Source organism: Actinoplanes sp. NPDC049599, assembly GCF_044465625.1.
Classification (GTDB): Bacteria; Actinomycetota; Actinomycetes; order Mycobacteriales; family Micromonosporaceae; genus Actinoplanes.
In genome coordinates, this window is record NZ_JBITLX010000001.1 from 582,207 (window position 1) to 598,357 (window position 16,151).

Genomic DNA, 16,151 nt, shown 5'->3' on the forward strand with positions numbered 1-16,151 from the left:
CAGGAGCAACAGAGAAATGGCACAGCGCAGCAAGGCCTACCGCAAGGCCGCCGAGCAGATCGACGTCACCAAGCTCTACGAGCCCGCCGACGCCGTGAAGATCGCCAAGGGCGCCAGCCCGACCAAGTTCGACGCCACGGTTGAGGTCGCCATGCGCCTCGGCGTGGACCCCCGTAAGGCCGACCAGATGGTCCGCGGCGTGGTCAACCTGCCGCACGGCACCGGCAAGGTCTCCCGCGTGATCGTCTTCGCGCAGGGCGCCAAGGCCGAGGAGGCCGTCGCGGCCGGCGCCGACGAGGTCGGCACGGACGAGCTCGTCGCCCGCATCCAGGGCGGCTGGCTCGACTTCGACGCCGCCATCGCCACCCCGGACCAGATGGCCAAGATCGGCCGGATCGCCCGCATCCTCGGCCCCCGTGGCCTGATGCCGAACCCGAAGACGGGCACGGTCACCATGGACGTGACCAAGGCGGTCTCGGACATCAAGGGCGGCAAGATCACCTTCCGGGTGGACAAGCACTCCAACCTGCACCTGATCATCGGCAAGGCCTCGTTCTCCGAGGAGCAGCTGGTGGAGAACTACGGTGCGGTCCTCGACGAGGTGCTGCGCGCCAAGCCGTCCGCGGCCAAGGGCAAGTACCTCAAGAAGGTCACCGTCAGCACCACCATGGGCCCCGGCGTGCCGGTCGACCCGAACATCGTCAAGAACCTGCGCGGCGACCACCCCGACGCCTGACGATCCAGCTCCACAGGAAGCCCCCGGGGATCACCCCGGGGGCTTCTTCTGTGCGACGCTGTCCGGCGTGCGATTCGACCAGGTCTGGTTCCGGTACGCACGCCGCGCGGAGTGGGCCCTCAGGACGGTGAACGCCACCGTGGAGCCAGGCGCCACTGTGGTCGTGCTCGGCCGCAACGGCGCCGGCAAGTCGACGCTCCTCCAACTCGCCGCCGGGGTGTTGCGCCCGCACCGGGGAGCGGTCCGCGACCGGCCGCGCACCGTGGGCTGGGTCCCCGAACGCTTCCCGGCTGACCAGCCCTTCACCGCCGGGCAGTACCTGCGCCGGATGGCAGCCCTGCGCGGCCTGCGCGGCACCGCCGAGATCGAGCACTGGGTCGAGCGGCTCGGCCTGGGTGAGCACCGTCATACCCGGCTGGCCGGCCTCTCCAAGGGCACCGCACAGAAGGTCGGCCTGGCCCAGGCGCTGCTGGTCCCGCCCGGCCTGCTCGTGCTCGACGAGCCGTGGGAGGGCCTCGACTCCGTGGCCCGGACGCTGATCCCGCAGATCGTCGCCGAGGTCACGGCCGCCGGGGGAGCGGTGCTGGTCAGTGACCACCGCGGCGAGATCACCGGCCTGCCGGAGGCGATCCGCTGGACGGTCGCCGCCGGCGCGGTGCACACCGGCGGGCCGGCGGAGAGCGACGCGGACGAGGTCGTGGTCGAGGTCGCCGTCCGCCGCGCGGACGCCGACGACACGGTGGCCCGGCTCCGTGCCGAAGGCCACCAGGTCCTGGGGGTACGCGACCCGGAACGCCCACAAGCCGACAGCACCGACCGACCTCCCGCCACCGCCCCGAACCGCACGCCGAACCCGGCAGGAGCGCCGAACGTGGCAGGAACGCCGGACGCGGCGGGCGTGCCGAAGCCGACGGGGCGGTGATCGGGTGATTGCCCTGGTCCGGATGCGGCTGGCTGCCTTCGTCCGTGGCGGTCGCGCGCTGGCGCCCATGATCACCGCCCTGGCCCTGCTCGGCGTGATCCACGGCGGCGGCCAGTCGGCGGCCGCCCCCGCCTATGGCTACTCCGCCGTGATGCTCTTCCCGGTGCTGGCCTGGCAGGCCAAGCTGCTGCTCGACGCGGAGCCGGACGTGCAGCGGCAGCTGGCCCGCCTCACCGTCGGCAGCCGCCGGGAAGCCGCTGCCGGGCTGCTGGCCGCCACCGTGCCGGCCCTGGCCTTCTGCGCGGTAGCCATGCTGGCGCCGTGGTGGCCCTTCCACGCCATCCGCGGCCCGCAGCCGGGCTCCGCCGAGCCGTCCCTGGCCGTGGGTGTAGCGCTCGGCGCCCTGGCCCATCTGCTCGCTGTGCCGGCCGCTGTGGCCCTGGGCGCCCTGGCCAGCCGGGCTGTCACCCGCACCGTCCGCAACGGCGTCACCGTGCTGGTGACCGGTTCCGTCCTCGCGATCGTGCTCGGGCTCGGCGGGTCGGTGGCACCGTGGCTGGCGCCCCCGGTGATGGCCACCGCGCGGGCGCTGACCGCCGCCGAGCTGCCCGGCGCCGGCCGGTTCTGGCTGCTGGCCGGCTGGGCGGTGCTCTGGTGCGCGGCCGTGCTCGGCGGCTACGGGTGGATGCGCCGGAGCCGGTCATGACGGCGATTTGGCGACGGCTGGCGCGCTCGCGTACAGTCTGACTACAAGTTCCACCCATAGACCGCTGGTCGTCGCGATCGCCGTCGTCAGACGGAGGTCCCGGTCGAAGGTCCCGCAGCATGCGGGCGGCCCGCGCAGGGGAGAACGGTTCGTGATCATGTCGACGCGGCAACGCGTCCATGTCCCGCCCCGTGCGCCCTGCGCCGGGGCGTTTCTCATGTGCGGCCTCTGCACCGATCAGCGGCTGAGCACTGAGAGAGGAGGGACATGGCGGACAAGCCGGTCCGGGCCGATAAGGCCTCTGCCGTTGCCGAGCTCACGGACCACTTCCGTAGCTCCGCGGCGACCCTGCTGACGGAGTACCGCGGCCTCACGGTCTCGGAGATCACCGAGCTGCGGCGCTCGCTGGGCAACGACACCAAGTACTCCGTGTCGAAGAACACGCTCGCCAAGCGGGCGGCGAACGACGCGGGTATCGAGGGTCTGGACGCTCTGTTCACCGGTCCTACCGCGCTCGCCTTCGTGAGCGGTGACCCGGTCGAGGCGGCCAAGGGGCTTCGTGCCTTCGCCAAGGCCCACCCGGTCCTGGTCATCAAGGGCGGCGTCTTCGAGGGCAAGGCCATCTCGGCCGCTGAGGTCAGCAAGATCGCGGACCTCGAGTCCCGCGAGGTGCTGCTGGCCAAGCTCGCCGGCGCCATGAAGGGCAACCTGACCAAGGCGGCGGCCACGTTCCAGGCCCCGCTCGCTCAGGTCGCTCGCCTGGCTGCGGCTCTGCAGGACAAGCGCGCACAGGACGGTTCCGCCGAGGCCTGAGCAGGCCCGCGCGGAGTTTGACTTTCCATCAACAGAAACAACGAAAGGTTGCCAGACATGGCGAAGCTCAGCACCGACGAGCTGCTCGACGCGTTCAAGGAAATGACCCTGATCGAGCTCTCCGAGTTCGTGAAGCAGTTCGAAGAGGTCTTCGAGGTCACCGCCGCCGCGCCGGTCGCGATCGCGCAGGGTGGCGGCGGCGCCGCCGCTGCCGAGCCCGAGCCGGAGAAGGACTCGTTCGACGTTGTCCTCGAGGGCGACGGTGGCAAGAAGATCCAGGTCATCAAGGTCGTGCGCGAGCTGACCGGCCTGGGCCTCAAGGAGGCCAAGGACGCCGTTGAGGCCGCCCCCAAGGCGATCCTCGAGGGTGTCAACAAGGAGAAGGCCGAGGCCGCCAAGGCCAAGCTCGAGGGCGAGGGCGCCAAGGTCACCCTCAAGTGACCTGAGCTCCACCGTTTCACCGCTGTGCCGGCGAGGACCCGCAAGGGTCCTCGCCCGCGCTGTTTCCGGGGCATGAACGCCCAGGTCAGAGGCGGTTTGGCCGGCCGTCGGAAGGCCGACGGACAAATGCCGCCATGGCCCGCTTTTCGTACGCTAAAGTCGCTGTGCCGCGTCCGGTGGGCGACGGCGTACGACCGACCCACGTCGCAGCCCTTGACTGTGTGTCCCCTGACAGGCACGCTGACATCAGCAAGTTTCCGCGCTTGCGACAGCCGTCCTGCGGGTAAACCGGTTTCGACCGGGATCCGCAGTCGGCACCCGAGGGAGAGACGCCGCGTTCCGAGCGGCCCCGCACGAGGCACTGACCAGAAAGCGCAGGTCAGCGGCCGCGGGGATGCGTTCCGCAGGCCCCCTCCGGTGTGGGCTGGACAGCGGTTAGCCGAGCGGCTACACTGCTAGTTTGCGCTGCCTTCTGTCTTGAGCCCTGCAGGAATATCCAGCCGGATAATTTCCTGGGGGTCCATTGGAGTGCACGCAGACAAGTGACGCAGACAGTTGCATCAGCAGCTCAGCCGCATCAGCAGCACCGGTCCTCGGAAGGACGCATCTTGGCAGCTTCCCGCCCTGCGAAGACCAGTCGTACGTCGAGCGCTTACGCTCCCCGCCGTATCTCGTTCGGCAGGATCACCGAGCAACTCGAAGTCCCCAACCTCCTCGCCCTCCAGACGGAGTCCTTCGACTGGTTGGTCGGGAACGAGGCTTGGCAGACGCGCTCTACGGACGATCCACATGCCCACTCGGGCCTCGCAGAGATCCTCGAAGAGATCAGTCCCATTGAGGACTTCTCCGGCACCATGTCGCTGTCCTTCTCAGCGCCGCGCTTCGACGAGGTCAAGGCCTCGATCGAGGAGTGCAAGGAGAAGGACCTGACCTACTGCGCACCGCTGTTCGTGACCGCGGAGTTCACCAACAACACCACTGGCGAGATCAAGAGCCAGACGGTGTTCATGGGTGACTTCCCGATGATGACCCCCAAGGGGACGTTCGTCATCAACGGCACCGAGCGCGTCGTGGTGAGTCAGCTCGTCCGCTCGCCGGGCGTGTACTTCACCAAGGAGCCGGACAAGACCTCCGACCGTGACCTCTCCAGTGTCAAGGTCATTCCGAGCCGGGGCGCCTGGCTCGAGTTCGACATCGACAAGCGCGACACCGTCGGTGTCCGCATCGACCGCAAGCGCCGGCAGGCCGTCACCGTCCTGCTGAAGGCGATCGGTTGGTCGGCGGACCAGATCCGGGAGCGGTTCGGCTGGTCCGAGCTGCTCATGACGACGCTCGAGAAGGACCACATCGGTGGGCAGGACGAGGCCCTGCTCGACATCTACCGCAAGCTCCGCCCTGGCGAGCCGCCGACGCGGGAGAACGCGCAGACCCTGCTCGACAACCTCTTCTTCAACCCGAAGAGGTACGACGTCGCCAAGGTCGGCCGCTACAAGTTCAACAAGAAGCTCGAGATCGACGTCCCGATCGTCCGGGGCACGCTGACCGAGGAAGACATCGTCAAGACCGTGGACTACCTCTGCCGGCTGCACGCCGGTGAGGAGGGCTACGAGGCCGACGACATCGACCACTTCGGCAACCGGCGCCTGCGCACCGTGGGCGAGCTCATCCAGAACCAGGTCCGCGTGGGCCTGTCCCGGATGGAGCGCGTCGTCCGCGAGCGGATGACGACCCAGGACGTCGAGGCGATCACGCCGCAGACCCTGATCAACATCCGCCCCGTGGTGGCGGCGATCAAGGAGTTCTTCGGCACGTCGCAGCTCTCGCAGTTCATGGACCAGACCAACCCGCTGGCGGGCCTGACCCACCGGCGCCGGCTGAGCGCGCTCGGTCCGGGTGGCCTGTCCCGTGAGCGGGCGGGCTTCGAGGTCCGTGACGTACACCCGTCCCACTATGGCCGGATGTGCCCCATCGAGACGCCGGAAGGCCCGAACATCGGCCTGATCGGTGCCCTCTCGACGTTCGCACGGGTCAACCCGTTCGGGTTCATCGAGACCCCGTACCGCAAGGTTTACGACGGCCGGGTCAGTGACCAGGTCGACTACCTCACCGCGGACGAGGAGGACCGGTTCGTCAAGGCGCAGGCGAACGCCACGCTGGCGGCCGACGGCACCTTCGCGCAGGATCGTGTCCTGGTCCGCCGTAAGGGCGGTGAGGTCGACTACGTGCCCGGCACCGAGGTCGACTACATGGACGTCTCGCCGCGGCAGATGACCTCGGTCGCGACGGCGATGATCCCGTTCCTCGAGCACGACGACGCCAACCGCGCCCTCATGGGTGCGAACATGCAGCGTCAGGCTGTTCCGCTGGTCAAGGCGGAGGCGCCGCTGGTCGGCACGGGTATGGAATACCGTGCCGCGGTCGACGCCGGCGACGTGGTCGTGGCCGAGGTCGGCGGTCTGGTCGAGGACCTGTGCGCCGACTACGTCACGGTGCACCAGGACGACGGTCACCGCCGCACCTACCTGCTGCACAAGTTCCGCCGCTCGAACGCCGGCTCCTGCGTCAACCAGAAGCCGGTCGTCTTCGAGGGTGACCGGGTCGAGGCCGGCCAGGTCATCGCCGACGGTCCGTGCACCGACGAGGGGGAGATGGCCCTCGGCCGGAACCTGCTCGTCGCGTTCATGTGCTGGGAAGGCCACAACTACGAGGACGCGATCATCCTGTCGCAGCGCCTCGTGCAGCAGGACGTCCTCACCTCGATCCACATCGAGGAGCACGAGGTCGACGCCCGCGACACCAAGCTCGGCCCGGAAGAGATCACCCGCGACATCCCCAACGTCAGCGAGGAAATGCTCGCCGACCTGGACGAGCGCGGCATCATCCGGATCGGTGCCGAGGTCGTGCCCGGTGACATCCTGGTCGGCAAGGTCACGCCCAAGGGCGAGACCGAGCTGACCCCGGAGGAGCGGCTGCTGCGCGCGATCTTCGGTGAGAAGGCCCGGGAGGTCCGGGACACCTCGCTGAAGGTGCCGCACGGCGAGACCGGCACGGTCATCGGCGTCCGCACGTTCTCGCGGGAGGACGGCGACGAGCTGCCCCCCGGCGTGAACGAGCTGGTCCGGGTGTACGTGGCGCAGAAGCGCAAGATCCAGGACGGTGACAAGCTCGCGGGCCGGCACGGCAACAAGGGCGTCATCTCCAAGATCCTGCCGATCGAGGACATGCCGTTCCTGGAGGACGGCACCCCGGTCGACATCGTGCTGAACCCGCTGGGTGTGCCCTCGCGCATGAACATCGGCCAGGTCCTGGAGACCCACCTCGGGTGGATCGCCAAGACGGGCTGGGAGGTCGAGGGCGACGACGCCGACTGGAAGCGGCAGCTGCGGGCCATCGAGGCCCACGAGTCGCCCAAGGACAGCAACGTCGCGACCCCGGTCTTCGACGGCGCCCAGGAAGACGAGATCAAGGGTCTCCTGGGTTCGACGCTGGTCAACCGCGACGGTAAGCGGCTGGTCAACAACGACGGCAAGGCGCAGCTGTTCGACGGCCGTTCCGGTGAACCGCTGCCGGATCCGGTCTCGGTCGGCTACGTCTACATCCTGAAGCTGAACCACCTGGTCGACGACAAGATCCACGCTCGCTCGACCGGCCCGTACTCGATGATCACGCAGCAGCCGCTGGGTGGTAAGGCGCAGTTCGGTGGCCAGCGGTTCGGCGAGATGGAGTGTTGGGCGATGCAGGCCTACGGTGCGGCCTACGCACTGCAGGAGCTGCTCACCATCAAGTCCGACGACGTCCTGGGCCGCGTGAAGGTCTACGAGGCCATCGTCAAGGGCGAGAACATCCCGGAGCCGGGAATCCCCGAGTCCTTCAAGGTGCTTCTCAAGGAGCTCCAGTCGCTGTGCCTGAACGTCGAGGTGCTCTCCAGCGACGGTGTTGCCCTGGAGATGCGCGAGACGGACGACGAGGTCTTCCGGGCCGCGGAAGAACTCGGCATCGACCTGTCACGTCGCCCGAACGAGGGCGTCAGCAGCGTCGAAGAGATCTGACGGAGTGCGGCCCCCGGCAGCGCGTGACGCTGCCGGGGGCCGCCCCGCCGGCCTGGAATTTATCCGAGCAACGAAACACGAGGGATAGTCCAAGTGCTCGACGTCAACTTCTTCGACGAGTTGCGCATCGGCCTTGCTACCGCTGACGACATCCGGCAGTGGTCGCACGGTGAGGTCAAGAAGCCCGAGACGATCAACTACCGCACGCTCAAGCCCGAGAAGGACGGACTCTTCTGCGAGAAGATCTTCGGTCCTCAGCGGGACTGGGAGTGCTACTGCGGCAAGTACAAGCGGGTCCGGTTCAAGGGCATCATCTGTGAGCGCTGCGGCGTCGAGGTGACCCGGTCCAAGGTCCGTCGTGAGCGCATGGGCCACATCGAGCTGGCCGCGTCGGTCACGCACATCTGGTACTTCAAGGGTGTGCCGAGCCGGCTGGGCTACCTGCTCGACCTGGCCCCCAAGGACCTCGAGAAGATCATCTACTTCGCCTCGTACGTGATCACGAGCGTGGACGCCGAAGCGCGTCACCGCGACATGTCCACGATCGAGAACGAGATCTTCGCCGAGAAGCGGCAGTCCGAGAACAGCCGCGACTCCGAGATCGAGAAGCGCGCCGCCAAGCTCGAGCAGGACCTTGCCGAGCTGGAGGCCGAGGGCGCCAAGGCGGACGTGCGCCGCAAGGTCAAGGAGGCCGGCGAACGCGAGATGCGCCAGATCCGTGACAAGGCGCAGCGCGAGATCGACCGCCTCGACGAGGTGCTCGACACCTTCCGCAAGCTCGACAGCAAGCAGCTGGTCACCGACGAGCTGCTCTACCGCGAGCTGCGCGACCGCTTCGGTGAGTACTTCACCGGCGGCATGGGTGCCGAGGCCATCAAGGCCCTGCTGGAGAACATGGACCTCGACGCCGAGGCCGAGTCGCTGCGCGAGACCATCCGCAGCGGCAAGGGCCAGCGCAAGATCCGGGCGCTCAAGCGGCTCAAGGTCGTCGCCGCGTTCCTGAACACCCGCAACTCGCCGCTCGGCATGGTCCTGGACTGCGTCCCGGTAATCCCGCCGGACCTGCGCCCGATGGTGCAGCTCGACGGTGGCCGCTTCGCCACGTCCGACCTGAACGACCTCTACCGCCGTGTGATCAACCGGAACAACCGGCTCAAGCGGCTGATCGACCTCGGCGCCCCCGAGATCATCGTCAACAACGAGAAGCGGATGCTGCAGGAGGCCGTCGACGCGCTGTTCGACAACGGCCGCCGCGGCCGGCCGGTCACCGGCCCGGGTAACCGTCCGCTGAAGTCGCTGTCCGACATGCTCAAGGGCAAGCAGGGCCGGTTCCGGCAGAACCTGCTCGGCAAGCGCGTCGACTACTCCGGCCGTTCCGTCATCGTCGTCGGCCCCCGGCTCAAGCTGCACCAGTGCGGCCTGCCGAAGCAGATGGCGCTGGAGCTGTTCAAGCCGTTCGTGATGAAGCGCCTGGTGGACCTGAACCACGCGCAGAACATCAAGTCGGCCAAGCGCATGGTCGAGCGGCAGCGCGCGGTCGTGTGGGACGTCCTGGAAGAGGTCATCAGCGAGCACCCGGTGCTGCTGAACCGCGCACCGACGCTGCACCGCCTGGGCATCCAGGCCTTCGAGCCGCAGCTGGTCGAGGGCAAGGCGATCCAGATCCACCCGCTCGTCTGTACGGCGTTCAACGCCGACTTCGACGGTGACCAGATGGCGGTGCACGTGCCGCTGTCGGCCGAGGCGCAGGCCGAGGCCCGGATCCTGATGCTGTCGTCGAACAACATCCTCAAGCCGGCCGACGGCAAGCCGGTCACCATGCCCACCCAGGACATGGTCATCGGCCTCTACTACCTGACCCACCTCACCAAGGGTGGCAAGGGTGAGGGCCGGGTCTTCAGCTCGGACGCCGAGGCACGGATGGCGTTCGACAACGGCGAGCTGCACCTGCAGTCGCTGGTGAAGATCCGCCTGCCCGAGGTGCTCGAGGTCGACAACGGCGCGGGCCAGCCCGCCTGGTCCCGGCCGGAGGGCTGGGAGACGGGCGACAAGCTGCTCGTCGAGACCACCCTGGGACGGGTGCTCTTCAACGAGACGCTGCCGCCGGGCTACCGCTACGTCAACTACGAGATCCGCAAGGGTCAGCTCTCCGCGATCGTCAACGACCTCGCCGAGCGTTTCCCCAAGGTCGCCCTGGCGGCGACCCTGGACGCGCTCAAGGAGGCCGGCTTCCACTGGGCCACCTGGTCCGGTGTGACGATCGGCATGGGCGACGTGATCGGCCCTCCGCGCAAGCCGGAGATCATCGCCCGCTACCAGGGTGAGGCCGACCGCATCGACAAGCAGTACCAGCGGGGCCTGATGACCGCCGAGGAACGTCGCGGCGAGCTCATCGACATCTGGACCAACGCGACCAAGGACATCTCGAAGGAGATGGAGACGGCGCTGCCGCAGGAGAACCCGCTCTGGGTCATGATCAACTCCGGCGCCCGCGGTAACCTGCTCCAGCTCCGGCAGATCGCCGCGATCCGTGGTCTGGTGGCCAACCCCAAGGGCGAGATCATCCCGCGCCCGATCACCTCGTCGTACCGCGAGGGTCTGACCGTGCTGGAGTACTTCATCTCCACGCACGGTGCCCGTAAGGGTCTGGCCGACACCGCGCTGCGTACCGCCGACTCGGGTTACCTGACCCGGCGTCTGGTGGACGTCTCGCAGGACGTCATCATCCGCGAGGAGGACTGCGGCACCGACCGCGCGATCCCGATGCAGGTGGCGGACCGCGAGCCGGACGGCACCCTGGCTGTGCACACGCACGCCGAGACCGGGGTGCACGCCCGGACGCTGGCCGACGACATCGACGACGCCCAGGGCAACCGGGTGGTGTCGCGTGGCGACGACCTCAACTCGATCATGGTCGACAAGCTGGTCGCGGCCGGCGTGGAGACGGTCCGGGTGCGCAGCGTCCTGACCTGTGAGTCGAAGCTGGGCGTCTGCGCCGCGTGCTACGGCCGCTCGCTGCCGACCGGCAAGGCGGTCGACATCGGCGAGGCCGTCGGCATCATCGCGGCCCAGTCCATCGGTGAGCCCGGTACGCAGCTGACCATGCGTACCTTCCACACCGGTGGTGTCGCGGGTGAGGACATCACCCAGGGTCTGCCGCGTGTGCAGGAGATCTTCGAGGCCCGCGTGCCCAAGGGCAAGGCGCCCATCGCCGACACCCCGGGACGCATCCGCATCGAGGACGGCGAGCGCTCGCGGAAGATCATCGTGATCCCGGACGACGGCAGCGAGGAGATCGTGTACGACAAGATCTCCAAGCGGGTCAAGCTGCGGGTCCACGACGGCGCCCACGTCGGTGTCGGCGAGAAGCTCACCGAGGGCACCATCGACCCGCACGAGCTGCTGCGCATCATGGGCCCGCGCGCGGTCCAGGTCCACCTGACCAGTGAGGTCCAGGAGGTCTACCGCTCGCAGGGTGTGCTCATCCACGACAAGCACATCGAGATCATCATCCGCCAGATGCTCAAGCGGGTCACGGTCATCGATTCCGGCGCGACCGAGTTCCTGCCGGGCGTGCTGGTCGACCGGGCGCTCTTCGAGTCGGAGAACCGCCGGCTCGTGGGCGAGGGTGGCGAGCCCGCCGCCGGTCGTCCGGTGCTGATGGGTATCACCAAGGCCTCGCTGGCGACCGACTCCTGGCTCTCGGCGGCCTCCTTCCAGGAGACCACCCGGGTGCTCACCGACGCTGCGATCAACTCGCGCAGCGACTCGCTGGTGGGCCTCAAGGAGAACGTCATCATCGGCAAGCTCATCCCGGCCGGTACGGGCATCAGCAAGTACCGCAACATCCGGGTGGAGCCGACCGAGGAGGCCAAGGCGAAGGTGTACTCGATGACCGGGTACCCCGAGACCGACTACGGCTTCGGGCCGGCCAGCGGGCAGGCCGTGCCGCTGGACGACTTCGACTTCGGGTCGTACCGCTAAGGGTTTCTGATCATCGCCGCAGGGCGGCCGCGCTGACCATGCGCGGCCGCCCTGCGGTGTTCCTAAGATGGATGGGTGACGTTCCCCGCGATGACCGCACCCACCCGCCACCCGAGGGATCCGGACCCGGCGCCGTCGACCAAGGCCCGGGCCGTCTTCGCGCTCGGGCTGGTGGCGCTGCTGACCGGGGCGCTGGTCGGCGGGGTGATTCCCGCCACCGTCGCGCTGCTGCTGGCCCGCCAGGTACGGCGGCAGGCCTACGCCGCCGGCGGCTACCTGATCGGCGCCTCCTGGGTGCGCCGCGGCGAGCGGCTGGCCTGGGCCGGGATCGTGCTGGCGCTGACCGCGCTGGTGGTCGCGTCGATCGCCGGGCTGCTCCACCTGGCGGCCGCGCCGGGCGGCCAGGACTTCGACTCGAACACCGACTGAACGCCCGTCAGCGGCCCCAGGGCTGCGCCGGACCACGTACGGGTGACATGCTCGACGATCAAGGGGTACGTGGCGGGAGGAACGGTTCGGTGACGCAGTTACCAGGTTCGTGGCAGCCGGCCGGACCGCCGGCGCCGATGCCCGGCCCACCGCCGGTGCTGCCGCCCAAGCCGAGCGAGGCGTGGACCCCGGAACGGGTCGAGCCGGTGCCGGGCACGGAGTTCGGCCTGGTCCAGCTCAAGGTGGCGCCGATCACCTCGGGCCTGGCCACCGGTTCGCTGATCGGGGGCATCGCCGCGATCCTGGTCTCCACCCTGGTGCTCTGCTTCGGCATCTCCGGGCTGTCGGACGGCTGGGGTGCCGTGGTCGCCGGCGCGTTCGCGCTGCTCGGGGTGCTGCTCGGCGGCGGCTCGGCCGGGCTGGGGCTGGCCGCCCGGCGGCAGATCCGGCGCTCCGGCAAGGACGGCCGGGTCCGTTTTGTCGGACGGGGACTGGCCACCGCGGGCATCTCCTGCGGCGCGGCAGGGCTGGGAATCGCGGCGCTGACCCTGTTGTTGGTAGTCGTGCTGCAGGTCTCGTGAAGCCCGGAGACGCGGGATCCGACACCGAGGCATCGTCACCCCGAGGCACCCGGTACACTTGTTAGCTGGAGATGTCCATCATGGGAAGCAGTCAGATGAGTTCCTCGTTTTGACCTGTGTCCCCGTGGTGGGTACTCTTTCCCCTCGTGCCCGGGCTCGCCCGGGCAACTCGTGCGTGCGCCCGAGTCTGTAGTAACCGACGGGGCAGTGGCACGACAGGGTTACAGCCCTGACAAAGACAACACTCGCGGCGTGTGTCAAGCGCGCGGCGGGACCGTGAGCGGGCGACACGCCCGACCGCGGGTGCCGGAGGATCCAAACGGGGTTCTTCGGTGCCATAAGGCAGAACGAAGACGGTGCGGCCGCTGAAGGGCGGCCGAAGGGAGCGGAGAAACCCGGTGCCCACGATCCAGCAGCTGGTCCGAAAGGGCCGACAGGCGAAGACGAGCAAGACCAAGACGCCGGCGCTGAAGGGAAGCCCTCAGCGGCGCGGCGTGTGCACGCGCGTGTACACCACTACCCCCAAGAAGCCGAACTCTGCGCTGCGCAAGGTCGCTCGTGTGAAGCTCAGCAGCCAGATCGAGGTGACGGCGTACATCCCGGGCGTCGGCCACAACCTGCAGGAGCACTCGATCGTGCTCGTGCGTGGCGGTCGGGTGAAGGACCTTCCGGGCGTCCGCTACAAGATCGTCCGCGGTTCGCTGGACACCCAGGGTGTCCGTAACCGCAAGCAGGCCCGCAGCCGTTACGGCGCGAAGAAGGAGAAGAGCTGACATGCCGCGTAAAGGCCCCGCTCCGCGCCACCCCGTGGTCCCGGACCCGGTTTACAACTCACCGCTGGTCACCCAGCTGGTGAACAAGATCCTGGTCGGCGGCAAGCGTCAGCTCGCCGAGCGCATCGTCTACGGCGCGCTCGAGGGTGCCCGCGAGAAGAGCGGCACCGACCCCGTGGTGACGCTCAAGCGCGCCATGGACAACGTCAAGCCGACCCTCGAGGTCCGCAGCCGCCGTGTGGGTGGCGCGACCTACCAGGTGCCGGTCGAGGTGCGTACGCCGCGGCAGACCACCCTCGGTCTGCGCTGGCTGGTCCAGTACTCCAAGGCCCGCCGCGAGAAGACCATGATCGAGCGGCTGCAGAACGAGCTGCTCGACGCCAGCAACGGCCTCGGCGCAGCGGTGAAGCGGCGCGAGGACACCCACAAGATGGCGGAGTCCAACAAGGCCTTCGCGCACTACCGCTGGTAAGACCCGCTGCCGGCCCGGTTCCCGCCGGGCCGTCGCAGTTCAGTCGTACCGGTCCTGCAGAGACGACGACGAAGAAGAGTAGGGATTGAAGTGGCTGCCGCAGACGCGCTCGCCAAGGTACGCAACATCGGCATCATGGCGCACATCGACGCTGGTAAGACCACGACGACCGAGCGGATCCTGTTCTACACCGGTATCACGTACAAGATCGGTGAAGTCCACGAGGGCGCGGCCGTCATGGACTGGATGGAACAGGAACAAGAACGCGGCATCACGATCACCTCCGCCGCCACGAAGTGCGAGTGGAAGGGCTACACGATTCAGATCATCGACACGCCCGGCCACGTCGACTTCACGGTCGAGGTCGAGCGGTCGCTGCGGGTGCTCGACGGTGCCGTCGCGGTCTACGACGGTGTCGCCGGCGTGGAGCCGCAGACCGAGAACGTGTGGCGGCAGGCGGACAAGTACCACGTCCCGCGCATGTGCTTCGTCAACAAGCTCGACCGGACCGGTGCCGACTTCTTCCGCTGCGTGCAGATGATGATCGACCGGCTCAACGCCACCCCGCTCGTGCTGCAGATCCCGATCGGGCTCGAGGGCGACCACATCGGCGTCGTCGACCTGATCACCATGAAGGCGCTCACCTGGCGTGGGGAGACCCAGAAGGGTGACGACTACCAGATCGAGGAGATCCCGGCAGCTCTGCTGGACTCCGCGACCGAGTGGCGCGAGAAGCTCATCGAGACGCTGGCCGACGTGGACGACGACGTCATGGTCAAGTACCTCGACGGCGTCGAGGTGCCCCAGGACGAGATCAAGGCCGCCATCCGGCGTGCCACGATCGCCAGCAAGGCGAACCCGGTGCTGTGTGGTTCGGCGTTCAAGAACAAGGGCGTACAGCCCATGCTCGACGCCGTGGTCGACTACCTGCCCTCGCCGCTGGACGTCCCGGCCATCGACGGCACCGCGACCGACGGCGAGACGCCGATCATCCGCAAGCCGTCGAACGACGAGCCCTTCTCCGGCCTGGCGTTCAAGATCCAGACGGACAAGCACCTCGGCAAGCTGACCTACGTCCGGGTCTACTCCGGCACGCTCGAGTCCGGTTCTCAGGTGGTCAACTCCACCAAGGACCGCAAGGAGCGGATCGGCAAGATCTACCAGATGCACGCCAACAAGCGTGAAGAGCGTCCGACGGCGTGGGCCGGCGACATCATCGCCGTCCAGGGTCTCAAGCAGACCACCACCGGCGACACGCTCAGCGACCCGGCAAACCCGGTCATCCTCGAGTCGATGACCTTCCCGGAGCCGGTCATCCAGGTCGCCATCGAGCCGAAGACCAAGTCGGACCAGGAGAAGCTGGGCGTGGCGATCCAGCGCCTGGCCGAGGAGGACCCGACCTTCCGGGTCTTCAACGACGAGGAGACCGGTCAGACGGTCATCGCCGGCATGGGCGAGCTCCACCTGGACATCCTGGTGGACCGCATGCGCCGTGAGTTCAACGTCGAGGCGAACATCGGTAAGCCGCAGGTGGCATACCGTGAGACGATCCGCGGCAAGGTGGAGAAGCTCACCTACGTGCACAAGAAGCAGACCGGTGGCTCGGGCCAGTACGCGAAGGTCGTCGTCACCGTGGAGCCGCTTGAGCTCGCCACCGACGGCCCGACCTACGAGTTCGTCAACGCGGTGTCCGGCGGTCGCATCCCGAAGGAGTACATCCCTTCGGTCGACGCGGGCGCGCAGGACTCCCTGCAGTACGGCGTCCTCGCCGGCTACCCGATGGTCGGCGTCAAGCTGACCCTGGTGGACGGTCAGTTCCACGAGGTCGACTCGTCGGAGATGGCATTCAAGATCGCCGGCTCGATCGTGATGAAGGAGGCGGCCCGCAAGGCCGACCCCGCGCTGCTCGAGCCGATGATGGCCGTTGAGGTCACCACCCCTGAGGACAACATGGGTGACGTCATCGGTGACCTCAACTCCCGCCGTGGCATCATCCAGTCGATGGAGGAGCGCTCCGGCGCTCGGGTCATCAAGGCGCTGGTGCCGCTCTCGGAGATGTTCGGCTACGTCGGCGACCTGCGGTCGAAGACTCAGGGCCGGGCCAGCTACAGCATGCAGTTCGACTCCTACGCCGAGGTTCCTCAGAGCGTGGCGAAGGAGATCATCGCGAAGGCCACGGGCGCGTAAGCACCCAGGCTTGATGAGGCACGTGCGGTCCGTCGAGGACCGCACGTGCACGAGCAGT

At 68.1% G+C, this 16,151-nt stretch carries 12 protein-coding genes; all 12 read left to right on the forward strand.

The genetic code is table 11. From position 1 onward, the window contains the following. The first annotated feature begins 16 nt into the window (after nucleotides 1-16). Nucleotides 17-736, forward strand: a complete 720-nt coding sequence (rplA, locus tag ACIBQZ_RS02770) for a 50S ribosomal protein L1 (protein ID WP_396086708.1) — start codon at nucleotides 17-19, stop codon at nucleotides 734-736. 67 nt (nucleotides 737-803) lie between these two features. After that, nucleotides 804-1,658, forward strand: a complete 855-nt coding sequence (locus ACIBQZ_RS02775; protein WP_396086709.1) for an ATP-binding cassette domain-containing protein — start codon at nucleotides 804-806, stop codon at nucleotides 1,656-1,658. 4 nt (nucleotides 1,659-1,662) lie between these two features. Then, the gene (locus ACIBQZ_RS02780) at nucleotides 1,663-2,364 is read left to right on the forward strand and encodes a hypothetical protein (protein WP_396086710.1); all 702 of its coding nucleotides are present in this window, start codon (nucleotides 1,663-1,665) and stop codon (nucleotides 2,362-2,364) included. A 267-nt stretch (nucleotides 2,365-2,631) separates the two neighbouring features. Further along, nucleotides 2,632-3,177, forward strand: coding sequence for a 50S ribosomal protein L10 (gene rplJ, locus ACIBQZ_RS02785; protein ID WP_396086711.1), 546 nt, complete (start codon nucleotides 2,632-2,634; stop codon nucleotides 3,175-3,177). 57 nt (nucleotides 3,178-3,234) lie between these two features. Then, a complete protein-coding gene (gene rplL, locus ACIBQZ_RS02790) occupies nucleotides 3,235-3,618 on the forward strand; it encodes a 50S ribosomal protein L7/L12 (RefSeq protein ID WP_396086712.1) in 384 nt (127 codons plus the stop codon). A 608-nt stretch (nucleotides 3,619-4,226) separates the two neighbouring features. Further along, nucleotides 4,227-7,667 carry a DNA-directed RNA polymerase subunit beta gene (locus ACIBQZ_RS02795; RefSeq protein ID WP_396086713.1) on the forward strand — a complete coding sequence of 1,147 codons (3,441 nt, stop codon included), beginning with the start codon at nucleotides 4,227-4,229 and terminating at the stop codon, nucleotides 7,665-7,667. Nucleotides 7,668-7,760: 93 nt separating this feature from the next. Beyond that, a complete protein-coding gene (locus ACIBQZ_RS02800; protein WP_396086714.1) occupies nucleotides 7,761-11,651 on the forward strand; it encodes a DNA-directed RNA polymerase subunit beta' in 3,891 nt (1,296 codons plus the stop codon). 90 nt (nucleotides 11,652-11,741) lie between these two features. Beyond that, entirely contained in the window at nucleotides 11,742-12,080 is a 339-nt protein-coding gene (locus ACIBQZ_RS02805; protein WP_396086801.1) for a hypothetical protein, read from the forward strand. Between the two features lie 89 nt (nucleotides 12,081-12,169). Further along, the gene (locus ACIBQZ_RS02810) at nucleotides 12,170-12,661 is read left to right on the forward strand and encodes a hypothetical protein (RefSeq protein WP_396086715.1); all 492 of its coding nucleotides are present in this window, start codon (nucleotides 12,170-12,172) and stop codon (nucleotides 12,659-12,661) included. Between the two features lie 398 nt (nucleotides 12,662-13,059). Further along, on the forward strand, nucleotides 13,060-13,434 hold the full coding sequence (rpsL, locus tag ACIBQZ_RS02815) for a 30S ribosomal protein S12 (protein WP_014440718.1): 375 nt from the start codon (nucleotides 13,060-13,062) through the stop codon (nucleotides 13,432-13,434). 1 nt (nucleotide 13,435) lies between these two features. Beyond that, nucleotides 13,436-13,906, forward strand: a complete 471-nt coding sequence (gene rpsG / locus ACIBQZ_RS02820; RefSeq protein WP_023358162.1) for a 30S ribosomal protein S7 — start codon at nucleotides 13,436-13,438, stop codon at nucleotides 13,904-13,906. 90 nt (nucleotides 13,907-13,996) lie between these two features. Next, nucleotides 13,997-16,093: an elongation factor G gene (fusA, locus tag ACIBQZ_RS02825; protein ID WP_396086716.1), complete on the forward strand. Its 2,097-nt coding sequence runs from the start codon at nucleotides 13,997-13,999 to the stop codon at nucleotides 16,091-16,093. Nucleotides 16,094-16,151 lie beyond the last annotated feature (58 nt).

Excerpts from the sequence above, each read along its gene's own strand:
- rplA (WP_396086708.1), top strand. The coding sequence starts at position 17 with ATGGCACAGCGCAGCAAGGCCTACCGCAAGGCCGCCGAGCAGATCGAC.
- rplJ (WP_396086711.1), top strand. The coding sequence starts at position 2,632 with ATGGCGGACAAGCCGGTCCGGGCCGATAAGGCCTCTGCCGTTGCCGAG.
- rplL (WP_396086712.1), top strand. The coding sequence starts at position 3,235 with ATGGCGAAGCTCAGCACCGACGAGCTGCTCGACGCGTTCAAGGAAATG.
- ACIBQZ_RS02805 (WP_396086801.1), top strand. The coding sequence starts at position 11,742 with ATGACCGCACCCACCCGCCACCCGAGGGATCCGGACCCGGCGCCGTCG.
- rpsG (WP_023358162.1), top strand. The coding sequence starts at position 13,436 with ATGCCGCGTAAAGGCCCCGCTCCGCGCCACCCCGTGGTCCCGGACCCG.